Origin of the sequence: Selenomonas sp. oral taxon 137 str. F0430 (genome assembly GCF_000183625.1) — a bacterium.
GTDB lineage: Bacteria > Bacillota > Negativicutes > Selenomonadales > Selenomonadaceae > Centipeda > Centipeda artemidis.
In genome coordinates, this window is record NZ_AENV01000014.1 from 39,306 (window position 1) to 61,406 (window position 22,101).

Annotated in this window: 17 protein-coding genes and 5 tRNA genes; 17 read left to right on the forward strand and 5 right to left on the reverse strand. The window is 57.4% G+C overall.

What is annotated here, in order from left to right:
- The first annotated feature begins 97 nt into the window (after positions 1-97).
- The 7 genes from htpX to HMPREF9162_RS09670 all read left to right on the forward strand — a co-directional run bounded on the left by htpX (position 98) and on the right by HMPREF9162_RS09670 (position 9,056).
- The gene (htpX, locus tag HMPREF9162_RS09640; protein WP_009349796.1) at positions 98-967 is read left to right on the forward strand and encodes a zinc metalloprotease HtpX; all 870 of its coding nucleotides are present in this window, start codon (positions 98-100) and stop codon (positions 965-967) included.
- A gap of 123 nt (positions 968-1,090) precedes the next feature.
- On the forward strand, positions 1,091-2,080 hold the full coding sequence (galE, locus tag HMPREF9162_RS09645; protein WP_009439273.1) for a UDP-glucose 4-epimerase GalE: 990 nt from the start codon (positions 1,091-1,093) through the stop codon (positions 2,078-2,080).
- 62 nt (positions 2,081-2,142) lie between these two features.
- The gene (deoD, locus tag HMPREF9162_RS09650; RefSeq protein WP_009349798.1) at positions 2,143-2,853 is read left to right on the forward strand and encodes a purine-nucleoside phosphorylase; all 711 of its coding nucleotides are present in this window, start codon (positions 2,143-2,145) and stop codon (positions 2,851-2,853) included.
- A gap of 71 nt (positions 2,854-2,924) precedes the next feature.
- Positions 2,925-6,716, forward strand: coding sequence for a phosphoribosylformylglycinamidine synthase (locus HMPREF9162_RS09655; protein ID WP_009439192.1), 3,792 nt, complete (start codon positions 2,925-2,927; stop codon positions 6,714-6,716).
- A 51-nt stretch (positions 6,717-6,767) separates the two neighbouring features.
- Positions 6,768-7,217, forward strand: coding sequence for a hypothetical protein (locus tag HMPREF9162_RS09660; protein WP_009439248.1), 450 nt, complete (start codon positions 6,768-6,770; stop codon positions 7,215-7,217).
- Positions 7,218-7,303: 86 nt separating this feature from the next.
- Positions 7,304-8,320, forward strand: coding sequence for a macro domain-containing protein (locus tag HMPREF9162_RS09665; protein ID WP_009439183.1), 1,017 nt, complete (start codon positions 7,304-7,306; stop codon positions 8,318-8,320).
- Positions 8,321-8,408: 88 nt separating this feature from the next.
- A complete protein-coding gene (locus tag HMPREF9162_RS09670; RefSeq protein WP_009439237.1) occupies positions 8,409-9,056 on the forward strand; it encodes a VWA domain-containing protein in 648 nt (215 codons plus the stop codon).
- 139 nt (positions 9,057-9,195) lie between these two features.
- Here HMPREF9162_RS09670 and HMPREF9162_RS09675 read toward each other — a convergent pair whose 3' ends face one another.
- From HMPREF9162_RS09675 to rpmB, 3 genes are all read right to left on the reverse strand, one after another.
- Entirely contained in the window at positions 9,196-10,533 is a 1,338-nt protein-coding gene (locus HMPREF9162_RS09675; protein ID WP_009439271.1) for a PepSY domain-containing protein, read from the reverse strand.
- 27 nt (positions 10,534-10,560) lie between these two features.
- Positions 10,561-11,100 (reverse strand): carbonic anhydrase, encoded by a 540-nt coding sequence (locus HMPREF9162_RS09680; protein ID WP_009439167.1) that lies wholly within the window; start codon positions 11,098-11,100, stop codon positions 10,561-10,563.
- A gap of 89 nt (positions 11,101-11,189) precedes the next feature.
- Positions 11,190-11,381: a 50S ribosomal protein L28 gene (gene rpmB / locus HMPREF9162_RS09685; protein ID WP_009349805.1), complete on the reverse strand. Its 192-nt coding sequence runs from the start codon at positions 11,379-11,381 to the stop codon at positions 11,190-11,192.
- Positions 11,382-11,867: 486 nt separating this feature from the next.
- Between rpmB and codY the strand changes: the two genes are divergently transcribed.
- The 5 genes from codY (at position 11,868) to HMPREF9162_RS09710 (ending at position 13,730) form a co-directional block, all read left to right on the forward strand.
- Positions 11,868-12,698: a GTP-sensing pleiotropic transcriptional regulator CodY gene (gene codY, locus HMPREF9162_RS09690; protein WP_009349807.1), complete on the forward strand. Its 831-nt coding sequence runs from the start codon at positions 11,868-11,870 to the stop codon at positions 12,696-12,698.
- A gap of 100 nt (positions 12,699-12,798) precedes the next feature.
- A tRNA-Glu gene (locus HMPREF9162_RS09695) sits at positions 12,799-12,873 on the forward strand.
- A 5-nt stretch (positions 12,874-12,878) separates the two neighbouring features.
- A tRNA-Asp gene (locus tag HMPREF9162_RS09700) sits at positions 12,879-12,955 on the forward strand.
- 5 nt (positions 12,956-12,960) lie between these two features.
- Positions 12,961-13,036: transfer RNA gene (locus tag HMPREF9162_RS09705), tRNA-Phe, on the forward strand.
- Between the two features lie 82 nt (positions 13,037-13,118).
- Complete coding sequence (locus tag HMPREF9162_RS09710) at positions 13,119-13,730, forward strand: DedA family protein (RefSeq protein ID WP_009439132.1); 612 nt, start codon at positions 13,119-13,121, stop codon at positions 13,728-13,730.
- Between the two features lie 65 nt (positions 13,731-13,795).
- Here the strand turns inward: HMPREF9162_RS09710 and HMPREF9162_RS09715 are convergent, their stop codons facing one another.
- Positions 13,796-15,760: a methyl-accepting chemotaxis protein gene (locus tag HMPREF9162_RS09715; protein ID WP_009439245.1), complete on the reverse strand. Its 1,965-nt coding sequence runs from the start codon at positions 15,758-15,760 to the stop codon at positions 13,796-13,798.
- A 274-nt stretch (positions 15,761-16,034) separates the two neighbouring features.
- Between HMPREF9162_RS09715 and HMPREF9162_RS09720 the strand changes: the two genes are divergently transcribed.
- Both HMPREF9162_RS09720 and HMPREF9162_RS09725 read left to right on the forward strand, forming a co-directional pair.
- Positions 16,035-17,531, forward strand: a complete 1,497-nt coding sequence (locus tag HMPREF9162_RS09720) for a nitrogenase component 1 (RefSeq protein ID WP_009439251.1) — start codon at positions 16,035-16,037, stop codon at positions 17,529-17,531.
- Positions 17,501-18,721 carry a nitrogenase component 1 gene (locus HMPREF9162_RS09725; RefSeq protein WP_254655388.1) on the forward strand — a complete coding sequence of 407 codons (1,221 nt, stop codon included), beginning with the start codon at positions 17,501-17,503 and terminating at the stop codon, positions 18,719-18,721. Before HMPREF9162_RS09720 ends, HMPREF9162_RS09725 begins: the two co-directional genes overlap by 31 nt.
- 71 nt (positions 18,722-18,792) lie before the next feature.
- Here the strand turns inward: HMPREF9162_RS09725 and brnQ are convergent, their stop codons facing one another.
- Positions 18,793-20,136 (reverse strand): branched-chain amino acid transport system II carrier protein, encoded by a 1,344-nt coding sequence (brnQ, locus tag HMPREF9162_RS09730; protein ID WP_009439274.1) that lies wholly within the window; start codon positions 20,134-20,136, stop codon positions 18,793-18,795.
- A gap of 287 nt (positions 20,137-20,423) precedes the next feature.
- On the opposite strand from brnQ, the gene HMPREF9162_RS09735 reads away from it, so the two are divergent.
- The 3 genes from HMPREF9162_RS09735 to miaB all read left to right on the forward strand — a co-directional run bounded on the left by HMPREF9162_RS09735 (position 20,424) and on the right by miaB (position 21,957).
- Positions 20,424-20,498, forward strand: a tRNA-Gly gene (locus tag HMPREF9162_RS09735).
- A gap of 6 nt (positions 20,499-20,504) precedes the next feature.
- A tRNA-Cys gene (locus tag HMPREF9162_RS09740) sits at positions 20,505-20,578 on the forward strand.
- Positions 20,579-20,646: 68 nt separating this feature from the next.
- A complete protein-coding gene (gene miaB / locus HMPREF9162_RS09745) occupies positions 20,647-21,957 on the forward strand; it encodes a tRNA (N6-isopentenyl adenosine(37)-C2)-methylthiotransferase MiaB (RefSeq protein ID WP_009349813.1) in 1,311 nt (436 codons plus the stop codon).
- Positions 21,958-22,101: the final 144 nt, after the last annotated feature.

Below are 22,101 nucleotides of genomic sequence, written 5' to 3' on the forward strand. Positions count from 1 at the left end.
AAGCTGCATATGGAACCGGGCGAATTTCAGCCTATTTCCATAATCCTTCGCTATTATAGTCAAAAAGACAAAGTTAATTGATCAAGGAGGAATTTTTATGAACTCCCTTAAGACAACAATGCTCATGGCGCTGCTGATGGCGCTCATGGTTGCACTCGGCGGCGTGTTTGCCGGACACACGGGCATGACCGTCATGCTCGTCATTGCGCTCGGCATGAACTTTTTCTCGTATTGGTTTTCCGACCGCATGGTGCTCAGCATGTATAATGCACAGGAAGTTGACCGCTCAAGTGCGCCTGAGCTGTACGGACTGGTCGAAAAACTCGCGGGGCAGGCACAGCTGCCCATGCCGCGCGTCTACATCATCAATGAGGATGCGCCGAACGCCTTTGCCACGGGGCGCAATCCGTCCAACGCGGCGGTCGCCGTCACGACGGGGTTGATGCGTGCGCTCGACTACAACGAGATCTCCGGCGTGCTCGGGCATGAGCTGGCGCATGTCAAGCATCGCGATATCCTCATCTCGACCGTTGCGGCAACGATGGCGACCGTCATTTCCTACGCGGCAAATATTGCCCAGTGGGCGGCGATCTTCGGCGGCGGACGCTCGAGCGACGACGACCGCGGCGGTATCATCGGGCTGATTGCCACAGCGATCATCGCGCCGATCGCGGCAGCGCTCATCCAACTGGCGATCTCACGCTCGCGCGAATACAGCGCGGATGAGACGGGCGCAGAGTTCTGCGGCAACCCGAACTACCTCGCCTCAGCGCTTGAAAAGATCGAATACTATGCGATGCACGGCGCCCCGCTTCCGGAGGCGACTCCTGCGACCGCGCACATGTGCATCATCAACCCGCTCACGGGCAGAGACATCTCCTTCAAGAGTCTCTTCTCGACACATCCGGACACGCAGGAACGCATCGCACGCCTCCACGCACAGGCGCAGCGCATGGGTGTTCGGTGAGCAGCCTGCTTATAGATGTCATATGGAATGACCATATGGCATCTTTTTTATTGCCGTATTTCCATGTGCCGCCTTGCCAACTTCGCTGCGGGACTGTAAAATAGAGCGGAAAGGAGCATGTTCATGGCTATACTGGTTTGCGGCGGTGCGGGCTACATCGGCTCTCATGCGGTGCATCAATTGATTGCGAGGGGCGAAGAGGTCGTCATTGTCGATAATCTGCAGACGGGACATCGGGGCGCGCTGCATCCGCAGGCGACGTTCTGCAAGGGGGATATTCGCGATGCGGCGGCACTTGACCGTATCTTTACGGAGCGCAGTATCGAGGCGGTAATTCATTTCGCGGCAAATTCTCTGGTGGGGGAGAGCATGGAGCAGCCGCTCCTCTATTTCAACAACAATGTCTACGGGATGCAGGTGCTGCTCGAAGCGATGGTGAGGCATGGTGTGGATAAGATCGTCTTTTCTTCGACGGCGGCGGTCTACGGCGAGCCGAAGCGCGTGCCGATCCGCGAGGACGACGAGACGAATCCGACGAATGCGTACGGCGAGACGAAGCTCACGATGGAGAAGATGATGAAGTGGGTGAGCCGCGCAAGCGGCGTGCGCTATGTTTCGCTGCGCTATTTCAATGCGGCGGGGGCGCTGCCGGACGGCTCGATCGGCGAGGATCACAAAACGGAGACACATCTCATTCCGCTGATTCTGCAGGTTCCGACGGGCAGACGCGATCATATCACGGTCTATGGCGACGACTATCTGACGCCGGACGGTACCTGTCTGCGCGACTACATTCACGTCGTTGATCTCGCGGATGCGCATATGCGCGCGCTTGACTATCTGCGGCGCGGCGGGGAGAGCGACATTTTTAACCTCGGGAGCGGCAGCGGCTTCTCGGTGAAGGAGATGATCGCCGCGGCGGAAAAAGCGACAGGCAAGGCAATCGCGGTGGAGATCGGCGCGCGCCGTGCGGGCGATCCGGCGCAGCTCATCGCGTCGAGCGAGAAGGCGCGTACGGTGCTCGGCTGGCAGCCGCAGTTCACAGATGTGGAAGAGGTCATCGGCACGGCATGGCGGTGGCACGCCGCGCATCCGCACGGGTATGAGGACTAAAGGAACGTGAAAGAGCTTTTGATAGGAATATGGCATTTACCAAATTGTAAAGGAGCATTTTTATGAGTACACCGCATATTGCCGCCGCCCCCGGAGAGATCGCAGAGCGCATTCTGCTGCCCGGCGATCCGCTGCGCGCGAAGTTCATCGCGGAGCATTTTCTTGAGGGCGCACAGGAGTATACCTCTATCCGCAACATCCTCGGTTATACGGGGATATATCGCGGCACGCGTGTCTCTGTGCAGGGGACGGGCATGGGGATGCCGTCAATCTCCATTTATGTCAATGAGCTGATGGAGCACTACGGCGTGCAGACGCTCATTCGTGTCGGCACCTGCGGCGGAATGCACGAGCGTGTGAAGCTGCGCGACGTGCTCATCGCGCAGGGGGCGACGACGGACTCGTCGATGATCCGCAACATCTTCGGCGGGAGCATCAACTATGCACCGCTCGCAGACTATGATCTGCTTGCCGCGGCGGTGGCACATGCAAAGAAGCTGCGTCTCTCCGTACGCGTCGGCAATGTGATTTCGGTCGATCGGTTCTACGATGAGGAGATCGACAATGAGAAGCTGCGCAAATACGGTGTTCTGGCGGTCGAGATGGAGGCCGCGGCCCTCTACACGCTCGCAGCGAAGTTCGGGCGGCGGGCGCTGGCACTCTTTACGGTCAGCGATCATCTCGTGACGGGTGAGCGCTGCACGGCGGAGGAGCGGCAGACGACATTCGAGGATATGATCAGGATCGCGCTCGAGACGGCAGTCGGGGAATAGCGGTTGCATATTTTATGCAGTTCGGATAAAATAGAACATGGGATGATAGCTTCATAGAAGAGGGGGTTCCTATGTCTGTCAAACGAATCTTTGTGGAAAAGCGACAAGGATTTTTCGATATCCCGGCGCAGCGCCTGTGCACCGACCTTGTGGAGACGTTCCGTCTTACGCATCTGCGTGCAGTACGCCTGATCACGCGTTACGATATAGAAGGGCTGAGCGAAGAGGAGTTTGCGCAGGTGCGCAATATTGTCTTTGCCGATCCGCCCGTTGATACGGTGTATGAGGATGCGCTTCCGTATTTTTCGGATGCACATATCTTTGCGATTGAGCCTCTGCCGGGGCAGTTCGATCCGGCGGCGGCAGCCGCGGCGGAGTGTGTGCAGCTCGTGACGCAGGGGGAGCGTCCGGTGGTTCGTACGGCGCGTGTTGTGGTTCTCGTCGGCAAGGTAGACGATCCAACCTGTGAGCGCATTAAAAAGTATCTCATCAATACGGTGGAGAGCCGTGAGGCATCACTGGCGACCCCCGCAACACTCGATGCGCAGGTGTCGATGCCGATGGATGTGGAGGTACTGACCGACTTTACGCGCCTCACGCGTATTGAGCTGGAGCGGTTCCATGCGGCACGCGGCTTTGCGATGAGCGAAGCGGATCTCGAATTTGTGCAGCAGTATTTCCGCGACACAGAGCGCCATGCGCCGACGATCGCGGAGCTGCGCGTCATCGACACCTACTGGTCGGATCACTGCCGGCACACGACATTTACCACGGCGATTGATGCGGTGAATATCGAAAACGGCTTTTTCTCTCTGCCCATTCTCGAAGCCTATCAGCAATATACGGACGACCGCCGGGCGCTCTATACGGACGGAAAAAAGCGTGAATCTACGCTGATGGACATCGCGGTCATCGGCATGAAGGCGCTGCGTGCGGAGGGCAAACTCAAGGATCTCGACGAATCGGAGGAGATCAATGCGTGCAGCATCCGCATCAAGGTGGACGTGGACGGCAAGGACGAGGACTGGCTGCTCATGTTCAAGAACGAGACGCATAACCACCCGACGGAGATTGAGCCGTTCGGCGGTGCGGCGACCTGTCTCGGCGGCGCGATCCGCGACCCGCTCTCGGGGCGCTCCTATGTCTATCAGGCGATGCGCGTCACGGGGGCATGGGATCCGCGCGTACCGATCGAGGACACCTTACAGGGCAAGCTCCCGCAGAAGAAAATCACAATCGGCGCGGCAGAGGGATACAGCTCTTACGGAAATCAGATCGGACTTGCGACGGGGATTGTGCGTGAAATCTATCATAAAGGATACCTCGCCAAGCGCATGGAGATCGGTGCGGTCATCGGCGCTGCTCCTGCGGCGCAGGTTGTGCGCGAGCGCCCCGCGCCGGGCGACGTCATTGTCCTGCTCGGCGGACGCACGGGACGCGACGGCATCGGCGGTGCGACAGGCTCATCGAAGCAGCATACGGAGGCGTCGCTGACGACCTCGGGCGCGGAGGTGCAGAAAGGAAATGCACCGACCGAGCGAAAGATCCAGCGGCTGTTCCGGAATCCTGAAGTCAGCCGCATGATCAAGCGCTGCAATGATTTTGGTGCGGGCGGTGTCGCCGTTGCGATCGGCGAGCTCGCCGACGGACTGATGATCGACCTCGATGCCGTGCCGAAAAAATACGAGGGGCTTGACGGCACGGAGCTTGCCATCTCAGAGTCGCAGGAGCGTATGGCGGTCGTGCTTGCGCCCGGGGATGTTGAGGCGTTTCTGCACCACGCAGACGCCGAAAATCTCGAGGCAACCCGCGTCGCGGTCGTGACGGCGGAACCGCGTCTCGTTATGAAGTGGCGCGGCAAGGAGATCGTGCGGCTCGCGCGCAGCTTCCTTGCGACGAACGGTGTGCGTCAGCGCGTACGCACGCTTGTCGAGACGCCGAATGAGAAGAATCCGTATCTGCAGCAGGTTCCCGGCGTTGTCAGACGCGCCGGACGTGATCTTGAGAAGGCGTGGCTCAGTAATCTGCGCGACCTGAACGTATGCAGTCAAAAGGGGCTCGGCGAGCGCTTTGACGCCACCATTGGCGCAGCCTCCGTTCTCATGCCGTTTGGCGGGAAATATCAGCTGACCCCCGCAGAAGCAATGGTTGCAAAGATTCCTGTGCGGAAAGGGGCGACGAATACGGCGTCGGCGATGGCGTTCGGATTCGATCCAGATCTTTCGACATGGAGTCCGTTCCATGGTGCAGTCTATGCGATCGTTGAGGCAGCGTCGAAGATCGTTGCAACAGGGGGCAATCCACAACAGATTCGCTTGACCTTACAAGAGTATTTCGAGCATCTTGGCACCGATCCGAAGAAGTGGGGCAAGCCCTTTGCCGCGCTTCTCGGCGCGCTTTATGCCCAGCACGCGCTGGGGATGCCCGCCATCGGCGGAAAGGACTCGATGTCCGGCACGTTCGAGGATCTGAACGTGCCGCCGACGCTCGTGGCATTTGCCGTTGCGCCCGTTCGTGCGGATGAGGTGATCTCACCTGAGTTCAAATTCCCGGCGAACCGCGTCGTCATGATCCCCGTGCCGCGCGATGCGCAGGATCTGCCCGTCTTCCCGCGCCTGAATAAAAATTTTGAAAAGATCTATCAGCTGATCGCCGGGCAGAAGGCATTCTCTGCGCAGACCGTCGGAAAGGGCGGCATCGCGGCGGCGCTTTCGAAGATGTGCCTGGGCAACAATCTCGGCTTTAAGTTCAAGGCATTTATTCCGCAGGATGATCTTTTTAAGCCTCTTTATGGAACGGTATTGCTTGAGGTCGCTTCGACACTCGATATTCCGAAGGAGCTTGCGGGGACGGGCGCCGTTGAACTCGGTGAGACGCGCGACGTGCCGAGTATCATCACGGATCTCGATACCATCGTGCTTTCCGATGTCAAGGCGGCGTATACCGAGCCGCTGGAGAAGATCTTCCCAACAACGGTGCCGCAGACGGTGCGGCAGATCGACCGCCCGACCTATGCGCCCTATACGAGCGGACGCCCGCTGAGCCGTGCGGTAAAGATTGCGCGTCCGCGCGTACTCATTCCCGTATTTCCGGGGACAAACTGCGAATATGACTCCGCGCGCGCATGGGAGCGTGTCGGTGCGGTTCCGGAGATCCTCGTTGTGCGCAACCTCACGCCGCAGGCGGTTGAGGAGACCGTGCACGCGATCGCTGCGGCTCTGCGGCAGGCTCAGATTCTCATGCTGCCGGGCGGGTTCAGCGGCGGTGATGAGCCGGGCGGATCGGGCAAGTTCATTGCGGCGATGTTCCGTGCGCCCGAGATCGCGGAAGGAGTGCAGCGTCTCCTGCGCGACCAGGACGGGCTGATCCTCGGCATCTGCAACGGGTTTCAAGCGCTCCTCAAACTTGGACTGCTGCCCTACGGGAAAATCTGCGATCTCGACGAAAACACGCCGACGCTCACCTACAACAATATCGCACGTCACGTGTCGCAGACCGTGCGCGTGCGCGTTTCGTCGAATCTCTCGCCGTGGCTGACGAATGTCAACGTCGGCGATGCACATACGATTGCCGTCTCGCACGGCGAGGGGCGTTTCTATGCCGATGCGAGAACCGTGGCGAATTTGCGCGTGCGCGGGCAGATCGCGACACAGTACGTGAACGATCAAGGGGATCCGACGCTCGAGCAGCCGTACAATCCGAACGGATCGGTCAACGCGATCGAGGGCATTACCAGTCCAGACGGGCGCATCTACGGGCGCATGGCGCATGCGGAGCGCATTGGCGAGAACATCGGAAAGAACGTTGTCGGCGATATGAATCAACAGGTGTTCGAGTCCGGCGCCGCGTATTTCATGCGGTAACATCAAGGAGCAGGAAGCATGCCTGTCAACAGGAAGAGGAGTTTATTTTTTGTGTATATCACAGCGTTTATTTTATTGCTCGTTGGAAAATGTCTCCTGCAGACGATCGTTTGGTATCGGCGGGGTGAAGCAAGCGGTGCCGCGCTCATGTGTACGGTCGGCGTCTTCGGATCGGTACTCATCGCGCTCATTCCGTTTGTGATCCACGACCTAGACCTCGTGCCCGGATACGATTTTGAATCCGAGAAAGCACAATCCATGCTCAGATTCTTCATCGGCTGTATTCTGCTTTGCGGCGGGCTTCCTCTCTATTTCATTCGGCGTTCATTTGCGGCACGCATCGGCATGGCGGCCAATGAAGAAACCGTAAAACAACTGCCGCGTGCCGATCAAGGGCTGTACTTCTTCGTGCAGCGTCTGCCGCGCGCCGGCGTCTACGCGTGGGCTGTCGGTATTCTCCTGATCATTTGGGGACTTGCCGACGCATTTATATACGCGTGAGTGAGAGATATACACATGACGAATGAAAAGGCTTTCCCGAGAAGAGGAACTCGGGAGAGCCTTTTTCTGCAAAGGGGAGAATCACGGTGCCGTTTGAACTCATACGAAATGATATTACAAAGATGAATGTCGATGCGATCGTGAACAGTGCGAATCCGCGCCCGATCATCGGGGGAGGTGTGGATGGTGCGATTCACCGTGCAGCGGGGGCGGCGCTGATTGCGGCACGCCGCAAAATTGGCGATATTCTCACCGGCGAGGCGTTCATCACGCCGGGATTTGACCTGCCTGCGCACTATGTCATCCATACGGTCGGCCCCGTGTGGCAGGACGGAAAGCACGGTGAGCCGGATCTCCTGCGTGCGGCATACCTATCGTCGCTGCGTCTTGCACGGGAACATGGCTGCAAGACGGTTGCATTTCCGCTCATCTCGGCGGGGATCTTTGGCTGTCCTGTCGAAGCTGCCCTGGAGACTGCCGTGGGAGCAATCAGTGAATACATTTTACGGCACGATATGACTGTCTATCTCGTCGTGTTCGACCGCAAGTCATTTCAACGTTCGGGACACCTTTTTGACGATGTGCGTACATATATTGACGAGAATTATGCGGCACGGGCGGCAGCGCGGGATATGCGTACTGCGGAGGAGGAGCCGATATTTGAGGTGCGGCGTCCCCGCAGCGCGGGGGCGAGACCGCCGCACCGCTTGATAGGTCTCGGCACCGGAACGGTATCCTCTCTCGGCCGATGGCTGGGACGCAGGGATGAGACGTTTTCCGAGCGGCTGATGCACTATATCGACGCAAAAGGATTCAAAGATCCCGAGGTCTATAAGCGGGCGAATATCGACCGCAAACTGTTCTCAAAGATTCGCAGCAATTCGGATTATCAGCCGCGCAAAAGTACGGCACTCGCGCTTTCCGTGGCGCTTCGTCTGAGTCTTGATGAGACGCGCGATCTCCTTGAGCGTGCGGGCTATGCGCTCTCGCACAGCAGCAAAGCGGATCTCATTGTCGAATACTTTATCACACGTGAAAAATACGATATTTTTATCATCAACCAGGCGCTGTTTTCGTTTGAGCAGCCGACCCTCGGCAGCTGATTTGTCGCTTTGCAGGCGACCGCCGCGCCCTTCCTTTTTGCTAAAATCATGACAGTAAAAGTCTTTCAGCAGAGAGGGAGGATTTATCATGAACAAGGTAACGGAGATTGTATTTATTTTGGATCGCAGCGGATCAATGGGCGGTCTCGAAGCGGATACTGTCGGCGGATTTAACTCCATGCTTGCAAAGCAGCAGGAGGAAGAGGGAGAAGCGTATGTATCGACGGTGCTCTTTGACAACGAAATCGATATGATCCACGATCGCCTGCCGATCGCAGAGGTTCCGCAGCTCACCGCGCGCGAATACTTCGTACGCGGCAGCACGGCGCTCCTTGATGCCGTGGGCGGCGCGATACGGCATATTGCCAATGTCCATAAGTATGCGCGGCGTGAAGATGTGCCGGAAAAGACACTTTTCATCATTACGACGGACGGCATGGAAAATGCAAGCACACGCTATACCTATGAGCGCGTGAAACAAATGGTGAAGAAGCAAAAGGCGCGTGGTTGGGAGTTCCTCTTCCTTGGGGCAAATATTGATGCCATTGAGGCTGCTGGGCAGTTCGGCATCGGCGCAGGGCACGCTGTGAACTACCGTGCGGATGCCCGGGGGACAACGCTGAACTTCATGGCAATGTCCGAAGCGATCAGATGTGTGCGTGTCTGTGAGGAGCCCCTTTCCGCGGACTGGAAAAAGGGGATCGAGGAGGATGTGCGGCGGCGCGGCAGATCATAATCCGCACATTGTTATCGAAAAGAGCTGCGGCACATATGTATTGTACAATGTGCTGCAGCTCTTTTTAGCGGGGAAAATGGCGCAGTGCGAGGGCATTTATCGCAGCTGCGAAACGTCAGTATTCGACGGCATGATGAAACTAGGTACGGTGATCATGATTCATGCGCACCAGCGAATAGAAAAAATATACCACGGGCAGCCCTAACGCGAGAACACCGACGATGTTGCCGATGCCGCCTGTGATGGGAGCGAATAGACCGATCACAGAGAGAACGGCGATCAACACGGGGGCGCGCCATATGGACGCCCCGATGCGGCGTACCGCTTTCGGTGCATTCGGGTAGACTGCATTGTATTTCCTCGTCCACAGGAGCACACAGCCCGTTACGATCATCGCTGCTGTCAGAAGGAGCATCGCCGCCCAAATAATCTTGAGAGGGATCGTATCGTGGTTGTGGATATGCAGGTTGAGGAAGATCGGCGTCATGCGCAGCCAGTCCGGCGGCGGGACGAGCAGCGGTTCAGCTCCGCGGTCGTCCGGCAGGAACACCATCTCGTCAAGGACAAAATTTGTCGGCTTCGCAGGCGGGTCGGCGATGTGGAACGTATAATGCCCGTGGTCGCGTTCGGGCAGGGACATCGTGAGGATGTTCTTGTCCGGATAGGCATTCTGCACCCTGAGGAGCGCATCCTCCGGCGTGATCGGGATGCCGAACGGCACATAGGAGGAGAACGCCTCCATCGCAGCTATATGCGCGTCGCGGTGGTAATTTCGCGAGCCCACGGAGTAGGAGGCGATGAAGACGGCGCTGAGACAGAGTACAAGAGCCCACACGAGCGCAATGGCGGAGACGTATTTATGCCAATCCGACCACAGCACGCGCCGCGCATTTTTCCGGATCGTACCGAATGCGAGCCCCTTCATCATCGGCGCGTAGAGGATGACACCTGAGATCATAGAGAGGATCGCGAGGAGACACATGAGCGCGAGAAAATGTTTGCCCGCCATGCCGGCGGTGCCGAGCTGCGTGTGCAGGAGATGTGCCCACCGCAGCATCGTTTCGATGCCCTGCACGTGGTAGACGCGCTCCTTGCGGTTAAAGATCTCTCCCGTGCGTACGTCGTACATGATCTGCTCGCCGCCCATGCGCATGTGTGCGCGCTCGGCAGTCTTGCTGCCTTTATCCTGCACAAGGAAATAGAGCGTACCGTCCGCAGGATTTGGCGTCACGGCACGGATTTCCTTGCCGGGGAAGCGCGCAGCGACTGTGGAGAATCCCTCCGGCAGTGCCTGCCAGATCTCCCCTTGCGGAAGCGGATCGCTTGCTGCGGGCAGATTGACCGTGTTCCATGCGCGCAGCTCGTCGCGAAAGAGCATCGGGAGCCCCGTCAGCGTCAGCATCAGGAAGAACAGCGCGCAGACGAGACTCACCCACCGGTGGATTTGATAACAAAGACGCATTGCCATAGTGGTCATCTCCCATGAATGGCAGGAAAGAAATTTTTACACACGCGCCGCACCGATTTTATTTGCCTCCGCAGAGAGCGCAAGGTGTCCCGTCTCCACGTCGTAAATGTAGCCGTGGATGATTATCTCGGGCGGGACGAGCGGATGCAGGCGCAAGCGCCGTACATCGCGCACGACGCTTTCCTCGATCGTGCCGCGGATGGGCATGAAGTCCATATAGTACGCCTCGGGCGATCCCGTATCGGCGGCGAACTGCTCCTGCGCCTCTTCGTTGGTAAAGGACTGCATCCCGCAGTGCGTATGCTGAATGACGAACCACTCCGTCGTGCCGAGCCTCTTGTGCGAGATCAGCAGCGAGCGGATCACATCCTCTGTGACGCGCCCGCCCGCGTTGCGGATCACATGCGCGTCCCCTTCGGCAAGCCCTGCGAATTTCGCGGGGTCGAGCCGGCAATCCATGCAGGTGACGACCGCAAAGGCGCGCGTCGGATGGTGCGAGAGCCGCCCCTTATCTCCAAAGTCCGCCCGATACGCTGCATTGGCAGCGCGAATCTCCCGCGCATTTTCCGTCCCCATCGTTATACCTCTTTCCCGTTGATTCAATATTCCCCAAAAAAGAAAAAACCGCCCGGCGTGCCGGACGGCTTTCTCTATGCACTGAATGCTCAGACGGCACGATCGACGTTGCCCGAACGCAGGCAGCGCGTGCACACATTGACGTGTTTGATTTCACCCTTCACAAGGGCGCGGACACGCTGGATATTCGGCTTCCATTTGCGTTTCGTCTTTACATGGGAGTGACTCACATTATTCCCGCTCATCGGTCCTTTGCCGCAGACCTCGCATACACTTGCCATTGTTACACCTCCTCGGCGCAGACTTCACTCAAGCCGTGCGCAATACCAAGCTATTATACTATGCTTCCCGTCATTAGGCAATATGCCGTGAAAAATTTTTCTGTACATCGCGAAAAAATACGTGAGATTGTCCTTTGCGTCACAATATTATTGAAAATATTTTTTTCGATTTATTTTTTGAAAAATTTTTGGAAGATGTTTGCATTTTCTATTATATGTGATAAAATCATGCCGGTCTATTTTTTGTTTTCTCCTCTTATTATTTTTATTCTGAATTAAGTAGAACTGAATCTTTACGAATTGGAATCTTCTGAGTCGTGTTTTTTATTGCGTAATGTAGCAAAAATGAAAAACATTCAAGTTTTTCTTGAAATTTAGAAAAAAAGTAGTATGATATATGCAGGAGAAGATATTAAAGTAGGTATGGGGTATGGCAACATGGTTTCACGGGCAGCGGATGCAGCCTGAGAAAGAGGGGGGATTCACATGATTTCACTGTTGGGGAAGACACGGCAAATCAACCGTCTCCTGCAGCGCTCCGAAAGCGTTGAGTATGATGGGATTTCGCGTGTGTTGAGCAACGTCCTTGAGGCGAATGTCTACATTACCGACGAGAGCGGCGCGATATGCGGGTATGCCCTCTTCGATGATTACGACGAGGATCTCATGGTCAATGAAGTAATCGAACAAGGGCGCTTCCCGCGCAAGTATGTCGATTGGCTCAACCGTCTCGAGGAGACGCACGTCAATCTGCGTGTCGAAGGGCAGGCGTCCTATGAAAAGGAGATTGCACAGCTCTTCAGAGGGCAAAACATCGCGATCACACCGATTTTTGGTCCACGGCGCCGTTTGGGAACGCTCGTCGTGGCAACGGGGAAGAAGGAGTTCGGCGATCCGGATCTCCTGCTCTGCGAGTATGGCGCAACCGTTGTCGGCATGGAGATGCTGCGCGACGAGGCACAGCGCAGCGAGGTAGAGGCGCGGCAGCGCGAGGCAGTGCGCATCGCAGTCGAGACGCTTTCCTACTCCGAGCGCAAGGCGGCACATGCCATTTTGCAGGAGCTCGCCAGCCAGGGCAAGTTTGAGGGCAGGCTGATCGCCTCGCGCATCGCTGACGAGGCAAAGATTACGCGCTCGGTCATCGTCAATGCGCTGCGTAAATTCGAGTCGGCGGGCGTTATCGAGTCAAAGTCGCTCGGTATGAAGGGGACGTTCGTGCGCGTGACGAACTCCTACCTTATGGAGAAGCTGCCGGAACTTGAGGAGTATGCCGCCGACGTCCAGTGGGCGAACCTTGGCAGCGGCATCAATCTCTGACATGCACGTATAAAGGTATTGACAACAGCGTGAAAATCCAATATAATGGCGTTCGTGAGTGCACTGCGAACGCCATTTTCTTTTGCAGTCAAACAGTCACGGCGCGTTGGTCAAGTGGTTAAGACACCGCCCTTTCACGGCGGCTTCACGGGTTCGAATCCCGTACGCGTCACCAAATACGGCCCGGTAGTTTAGTTGGTTAGAATGCCGCCCTGTCACGGCGGAGGTCAGGGGTTCAAGTCCCCTTCGGGTCGCCATTTTTGCCTCGGTAGCTCAGTTGGTAGAGCAGGGGACTGAAAATCCCCGTGTCAGTGGTTCGATTCCGCTCTGAGGCACCACCATGAACGTCGGTCTCCGGTACAGTATGCACCGGGGCTTTTTTTGTAGGGATTAGAGAATTTTATAAGGGAGCGCATTTCGGTGGAGTATTTTAATCAGCTTTTTCTCTCGTTTATCGCATCGTGGGGATATGCCGCCGTCGCCCTTCTGATGGCGGCGGAGAATGCCTGCATCCCCATCCCGAGTGAGCTCATTCTTGGCTTTGCAGGCTATCTTATCTTCGCGGGGCATATGTCATTCGAGGGCGCTCTTGCCGCAGGTATGACCGGCGGTCTGCTCGGCTCGATTTTTGCCTATGAGGTCGGTGCGTACGGCGGCCGCCCGTTCGTGGAGAAATACGGGAAATATTTCCTCATCAAGCAGTCCCATGTGGACGTGGCGCAGCGCTGGTTCGACCGCTACGGTCTCAAGGCGGTCTTTTTCAGCCGAATGCTGCCCGTCGTGCGTACCTTCATTTCGCTCCCCGCAGGATTCGCGCGTGTGAATCGAAATCGGTTCTTCCTCTATACGATTGCGGGATCGCTTCCGTGGACGGCCGCCATTCTTTACGCGGGAATGCTGCTCGGCGAGAGCTGGACGGATCTCATGGCATACGGACATGAGGCGAGCCTTATTTTTATCGTCGGCGCGGTGATTGCGGCAGTTGTCTTTTATGTACGTTGGAAAAAGAAAAAGGAGCGCAGGCTGCGCTGACAGTATAAAAATAAACCGGCCGATCAGGCTTATCTGATCGGTCGGTTATTTTTTGTGATTTTAGTTTAGGATAAACGGAACTGCTTGGTGGCCTGCTGCAGCTCTTGTCCCAATTCGGAAAGCGTATGGCTCGCGGCGGCAATCTCCGACATGGCGGCGGATTGCTGTTCGGCGGCGGAGGAGATTGCCGATACTTCTTCCTGCATCTTGGTATCGGCATCGCTTGACCCGCTCTTGATGTTTTCGATGGAGCTGACCGCGCGGTGACTGGTCTTCTGAACCGAGGCGGCGATTTCTGCGATGTGGTTGATTTGTCCCGAGAGACCCTCAATGAGTTCGGCGATGGCGGCAAACTTCTCACCGGAGCGATGGATCTCTTCGACACTCTCCTCAACGTTGGTGGTCTGCTCTTCCATTGCACGGAAAGTTTTATCCATCTGCACGGCGTTGCTGCCGAGGAGTGTAGAGATGTTCTGTGTTGCTTCCTTCGACTGCTCGGCGAGCTTGCGTACCTCGTCCGCTACGACGGAGAAACCCTTGCCGTGTTCGCCCGCACGAGCGGCTTCGATCGCGGCGTTGAGCGCCAGGAGGTTGGTCTGTTCCGAGATATTTGTGATCATCTCTACAATGGAAGAGACCTCGTGCGCGCTGCTTTGCAGTTCCTTGACCGTATCCGTGACGGCAACCGTTCCGTCTTTGAGACTGTTCATCTTGCTGATCGTATGGGAGAGGATCGTCTGACCTTCGCGGGTTGCTTCCTCTGTTGCTTTCGCGGAGTCGACAATCTCGCTGATGACGTCCGTGACCTGAGAGATACTGGATGAGGACTCCTGCATGAGACCTGTCGCCGACGAGATGGTCTCACTCTGCGCGCGCGATGCATCCGCTACCTGCGCGACAGATTTGGCTGTGTATTCCGAAGCCTGTGCCGCCTCTTTGGTATTTTCTGAGAGATCGGCAGAGGACTCGGCGATGTGTCCCGCGACCTCGCTGACCTGGCGAATGAGTTTGCGCAGATTGTGTGTCATGTTGCAGAACGAATTGTGCAGTGTGCCGATTTCGTCCGTGCGCTCGACCGGCAGCGCGGTTTTGCGCAGATCTCCCTGCGCGATGGTCGCGGCGAATCCGGCGAGATCCTCGACCGGTACGGAGATCAGGCGTGCGATGTAGAAGAGAATGCCCGAGAGGATAATGAACGCGACGACTGCAATACCGACCATGATGCCGAGGAGGGCGCGCGAGGAGGCAAAGACCTCGGACTGCGGCACGCGCAGGACAAGAACCCAGCCCGAATCACCGACCGGGGTCGAGGCGTAAAAACTATCCGCGCTCTCGCTGAAGGCGGACGACCCGGAAAAGAATGTAGGGGCAAGCGTTTGGAGCTCCGGCTCGTTCACGGACGAAATACTGTCGTCGATCGAGTATTTTTCATGATAGATAAAATTGCCGTCCTTCGTGAGGAGGAATGCCTTGCCCGTGTCGTAGACTTTTGCCTTGGAGAGCATGTCGGCGACAAGGCTGAGGTTCAGATCGCAGCCCGCGACGCCGACGACGGTATTGCCGTCGCGGATGGCGGAGCTAAAGCTCATGACGGGCATACCGTTGGCGGCCTTGTAGACGGAGGACTGGCAGACCTTGTTCGAGGAGAGCGCATCTTTGTACCAGCCGCGCGACGTCGCGTCGAAATCGCTCGGTATATCATATCCTGCACCGTCGATGAACGGCTTATCGGGGAAACCCACAAAGAAATCGGAGTTCTGCGTCGCAAACTCCTTTGCACCAAGCGTCATGTCCTCATAGGAGGTGGGTTTTGTGCTCCATAGACGCGTGACCGTTTCGAGGGTACGCGATTTTGCCTGGAGCGCCGTGTTGATGTTGGCAGCGTAAACATTCGCCATCTGAAGCATTTCTTGTGAGGCGACTTGCTGAATACTTTCCGAAGCCTTCCAGTAAATCGTGCCCAACATGATAAGAAATATGCAGATGAGCGGAACACCGACAAGTGCCATGATTTTTGCACGCAGATTCATAGGAGTCCTTCCTTTCTAGAACCGAAGGTACAATGTACCTATAATTTCCATATGGGCATATTGTACCTCTTTCTCCTGCATGTTGTCTATAACATTTTATCAATATTGAAATAAAAATTTAAGAAAAAATCATGAAAAATAATTATATTGCAAAAATAATATGTAAAAAACTTCTATGCATGAAGAAAAATCACAGCTCTGTCGTAACTCTTATGATAAAATGGAATTCAACCGATGCGACTCTGTGGAAATAATGTATTGGGAGGCGGACAGGATGAAGCGATACTATGAGAGACGCTTGTGGCACGGTATACAGGGAATCGACGTCATCCATAACTATGCGCTGAACGGGAAGATCACGGGGGCTCTTGCGGCGCTGCGCGAGATCCCGGGGTGCATTCCCGTGCTGCACGGGCCGATCGGCTGTGCGTTCCACTACCGGCGTTCGACGCGTACGTCTGCGCCCGTCTACGAGGCGCTGTCCACGCGGCTCGATGATTCGGATGTGGTGTTCGGCGGTGAGGAGAAGCTGATCGATGTGCTCGAGCGCGCGGCGGCGGAGCATCCGGAGCTGATTGCGGTGCTCCCGACCTGCGTGACGGACGTGATGCAGGAGGACATCGACGGCATTGTGCGGCGGTTCCGCGAGATGCATCCGGGGGCGCCGCCCGTCATCTCCGTGGCGTCGTCGGCGTTCTCGCACCGCAGCAGCAGTACGGTGGTCGAGCATCTGAAGGAGCGCGTCGCGGCGAAGGGGCGTGTTTATGGGAACAAGACGAAGGTGGAGTATCGCGGCTGCGGCTTCGTCGAGGTCCTGGAGGCGCTCGTCGATCAGGTGATGGAGGAGCAGACAGTCGTGCCCGGTACGGTCAATATCGAGGCGTTCGCGTGGGGAGATCACAGCGCACATGCCGTGCAGTCCGTCGTCGACACGCTGCGCGCAATCGGCATCGAGACGAATACACTGCTCCCCGCAGCGTCCTGCGCCGAGATTGCGCGTGCGCCGCGCGCGGCGCTGAATATTGCACGGCGGATGCGATGGGCGCGGCGCATGGAGGAGCGGTTCGGCACGCCATATCTCCATTTTTCAAATCTGTACGAATGGTACGGTGTCGAGGGGATTCGCGACTTTTACCTGACGATCGCGAACGCACTCGGATGCGGGGCGGCGGCAGAGCGCGTTCTTGCGGCGGAGGAGCGGCGTATCACGCCCGCGCTGCGGGAGCTGCGCGCGTATCTTGGAAAGTTCCGGTACGGTCTCGTGAGCGCGTCGTTCAGCAAAATTCCGGAGCTGATTCGTATCTATGAGCGCGAATACAATATGAAGCTGGACTTTGTTGCGCTGCTCCTGCCGCCCGATTATGAGCGGACGCGGGGGCTGGAGGAGGGGACGGCGGCGCGGATGCATGAGAAGATTCGTGCGGCGATCCGCGAGACTGCGCCGCATATCGCGCTCTATGTGTGCCCCGACGAAGGGACGCTCGCCCGACTCGCTGCGGGTGTCGATGCGCTCGTGGGGAGCGGGGCGCAGCGGTGCGAGCATTTTGGGACGCCGTGGATTCCCGCGATGTACGATCGGCGTGCCTTTTCGATGGAGGATTATCGGGATGTGCTCGCGGGGCTTGCGCGTGCGGTGGAGCGGCGGCGCGGAAAGCGGCATTTGCTCCTCTCGCGGCTCAGGTACAGCGAGGAGCATTATCCGATGACGGACGAGCCGAATGCGCTCGCCTCGCGTGAGATGTGGGACAGGATGTGGAGGATGCGGCAGTGAAGCCGGGAGAGAGCTGCAGGCTGTTCGGCGCGTACCGCGCATGTATCGGGATTCGCGATGCCGTGATCCTCTTTCACTCCGTCGTGGGGTGCAATGCGGGGACACTGCTGCTGCATCTGGCGCAGCATCCCGCAGATGTGCGGCAGGCGTGCACGGTCATGTATGAGTCGGACGTCCTCTACGGCGGCACGGAGACGCTGCGCGACGGGCTGCGACATGTCGCGCAGCTCTATCCCGATCCGCAGGCAATCATCGTTATCAGCGGCTGTGTGCCGAATCTCATCGGTGACGATATGGCGGCGGCGATCGCGGCCGCGGGGCTCGACGTGCCCGTCCTGCACGTAATGGGCGCGGGCACTGTGGGAACGATGGGGGGCGGCTACGAGGCGGGGCTGCGGGCGCTCGGCGCATATATGCGCCCGGGGGAGATCGTTCCAAGATCGTGCAATATCCTCGGAATCTCTTATGACGATCCGTGCGCGGAGGGGGATATTGCGGCGCTTCGGGAGATGCTCGCGCCACGTGTGCAGGTGCAGTCCGTGCCCGGCTGCGGCAGCTTTGCAGAGATGCGGGACGCACCGCGTGCCGCGCTCAATATCGTGCTCGGCGGCGGGGGACGCGAGCTCGCGGCGTATATGCAGGAGCAGTTCGGTACGCCCTATATCGTGGCAGACTATCCCTACGGTATTCACGGCATGACGGCGTTCATTGAGTGCGTGGCGGACGCGCTCGGCATCGCGGAGACAGATGCGTGGACGGCGCCGTTTGTCCGGGCGGCGGAGGAGATCGTTCGCCGTGCCGCAGAGCCTCTGCGGTATCTCTATGGAACGCCCGCCGCTGTGCTCGTTGACTCCGTGCACATGGCGGGGCTTTGTACGTTCCTTGCGGAGGAGCTGGGCATGGAGGTCGCCCTTTCGAGCGACGGGCGCGGCGATATGCGGGAGGTGTACGACGCGGTGCGGGCGTCCGACGCGGTCGTCATATTTGGAAGTTCCTATGAAAAGGAGCTCTGCGCCGACGAGGGGCGCGTCCTCGTCCGCATTTGCTATCCCGTATTTGACCGACTGCAGCTCGTACCGCGCGGATATTTGGGCGCGGAAGGACTTGCGCATCTCATTGAGGAGATCGTCAGCGCCGTTCTGCAGCATGAGTACAGCCCGACGGAGTACGGAGAGATTCGTGTTCGCTAAAATTTATTTTTGCAGAAAAAAAGATATGCCGCATCGGTATGGATGCAGCACACCTTCTTACGTTAGAATGTTCACTCCTCTGCGGGCGTCGTTTGGAAATGAGAGACAATGAACCCGACGAGTGCACCGACGATTGCGGGGCAGACCCAGCCCATCGTGATGTCGTAGAACGGCAGATGCGCCGCGAGCAGCGCATCGAGTGCCGTGCTGCTGATGCCTGCGACACGCAGACCGTCGATGACGGAGAACACGAGCGTGAAGCCGACGGCATATTGGTAGATCACTTTGTGCCGCCCGGTATAGAAATCAAACAGCGAGATGATGACAAAGACGATGACGAGCGGATAGATGGCAATGAGGAACGGAATCGTGATGGCGATGATCTGCGTCAGACCGATGTTCGAGATTGCAAAGCTGACGAAATTGAAGAGAAGGAGCAGACGCTCGTAGGTGATGCGCCCGTCAAAGAGCCGGTTGAAGTACATCGCCGCGCTCGAGTTGATGCCGCAGGTGGTCGTCAGACAAGCGAGGCCGATGATGACGGCGAGGAGCAGATTGCCGCCCGCACCGAAGAAGATGCCGACGGCATTGGACAGCAGCTGACCGCCGTTCTCCGAGTGACTGAGGACGGCGGTGCTCGTCGCACCGAGGTAGGCGAGTGAGCCGTAGACAGTAGTCATGAGGATGACTGTCATGAGACCTGAGCACAGGCACGTCAGTCCGATGGCACGGCTGTCGGTGACCCTGCGCAGCCGGATGGCATTCGCTACGAGTGCGCCGATGCCGATGGAGGCGAGCAGATCCATGGTCTGATAGCCGTCCTGAAAGCCCTGCGCGAACGGCGCATCAATATAATTGCCTGTTGCAGGAAGAATGTCGCCGAGCGGCATTTGGAATGCGCGGACGAATAGGATCAGGAGGACGATGAGGAGTGCGGGCGTGAGGATCTTGCCGACGCGGTCGACGATCTTGCTCGGCGTCAGCGCAAGATAATGCGCCGCAGAGAAAAAGATGGTCGTGTAGATCAGTTGCCCAAGCGCGATATTGTCTGCGCTGAGGAAGGGACGAATACCGATCTCAAAGGAAACCGCGCCCGAACGCGGCATCGCAAAGAGCGGCCCGATGATGAGATAGAGGAGGACGAGCAGCATTGCCGCGAACCACGGCGAAGTGCGCTTGCGAATGAGGGGGGCATAGTCGCCGCCGCACAGAGCAATCGCGGTGATGCCGAGCAGCGGCAGACCGATGCCCGTTGTCATGAACCCGAGCATAGCAACGAACGTATTCTCGCCGGCAGCCTGACCGAGTACAGGCGCGAAGATGAGATTGCCCGCACCGAAGTAGATCGAGAACATCATCAGTCCGAACGTAATCAGATCTTTTTTTGTCAGAGGGTGTATACTGAGTCCCCTCATAGAACATTTCTCCTTTGTATGTGAAGTGTGCTTCTTCGCCGATACCATGCGGCAAAAAAGCAGGTAAACTGCATTATTGCAGACTTGGCGCCTCATGTCAAATCAATCTGCAATATTTATGGTAGTATTTTCAAAAAATATTTTCTTTCCGGCGTAAAAAATGTCAGTTCATACCATATTTTTATGAAGGAGGGGCGCAAATATAGATGCGGTGTATTTTGGGGTTGACAGGTGCAGGGATTGTGGCTATAATAACTCATGTCGCGTATCGCGGCGTGAAGCATCATGCGGAAGTAGCTCAGTGGTAGAGCACCACCTTGCCAAGGTGGGGGTCGCGAGTTCGAGCCTCGTTTTCCGCTCCATGATTCGGCGACATAGCCAAGTGGTAAGGCCGAGGTCTGCAAAACCTTTATCCCCAGTTCGATTCTGGGTGTCGCCTCCAATATGAAACGCGGTCCGGAAGAGTTCTTCCGGACTTTTTTACTATCTGTGTTAGGGTGAACGAAACGAATGTCCACAGGTCGCTATAAGATACTCGTCTACGGCTGCCAAATGAATATTGCCGATGCTGAACGCATGGAGGGGCAGCTCCAATCGGTCGGCTACACGCGGACGGAGGAGACGGCGGATGCCGACGTGATCCTCATCAATACCTGCTGCGTGCGCGAGTCGGCGGAGGACAAGGTCTACGGCAAAATCGGCGAGATCAAAAAGCTCAAGGAGCGCAATCCGCACCTCATCTTCGGCATCGCAGGCTGCATGGCGCAAAAAGAAGGGGACAACCTCATGCAGCGCGCACCGCACATCGACTTCGTGCTCGGCACGGGCAAGGTGCAGGAGCTGACGCGCATCATCGCAGAGATCCGTGCGGAGCACTCGCCCGTCGTCGATACGGTCATCGGTAATACGATCGCGGAGAATCTGCCCATCGCACGCGGGGGAAAATTCTCGGCATGGGTGCCGATCATGTACGGATGCAATAATTTCTGCACGTTCTGCATCGTTCCCTATGTGCGCGGGCGAGAGCGCAGCCGCACGCCCGAGGACGTCGTGGCGGAGGTGCGCCGCGCGGTCGCAGAGGGCTATACCGAGGTGACGCTCCTCGGGCAGAATGTCAATTCGTATGGAAAGGATCACAAGGCGGCGGATTTCGCCGACCTCCTCCGGATGGTGGACGAGGTAGAGGGCATCCGCCGCGTGCGGTTTATGACCTCGCACCCGAAGGACATCAGCGATAAGCTCATCGACACCATTAGAAACGGACGGCATCTCTGCGAGCACATCCACCTCCCCGTGCAGTACGGCAGCAACCGCATCCTGAAGGCGATGAACCGCGTCTACACAGTGGAGTCCTACCGTGAGCGCGTCCGCCGCGTGCGTGAGGCGCTGCCCGAGGCGAGCCTGACGACCGATCTCATCGTGGGGTTCCCGGGGGAAACGGAGGAGGACTTCGCCGCGACTCTCGATTTCCTCCGCGAGATCCGCTACGACTCGGCATATACGTTCCTCTACTCGAAGCGCTCCGGCACGCCTGCCGCGCGCATGGAGGATCAGGTGCCGGACGATGTGAAGCACGCGCGCCTGAATCTCCTCATGGAGGAGCAAAATAAGATCAGCCGCGACATTAACGAAAAACTCGCGGGCACGGAGCTGGAGGTCATGGTGGAGGGCGAGAGCAAGAACGATCCCGCCGTGTGGAGCGGGCGCACGCGCACGAACAAGATCGTGCTCTTTCCGCACGGGACGGAGCAGGCGGGCGACTTCGTCCATGTCCGCATCGACCGCGCGCAGACGTGGGTGCTGAAGGGCGAAATCTGTTGACCTCGCCGTAATATGCACATAGAATATATAGTACGGTTCGATGTGCGGTGTCGTACCGTCTCTGTGTGGAATGCACAAATCATGCGTGCCGAACCTCGCGGGCAGTCGCAGACAATTATTTCCCAAAGAAACTTACGAACAATA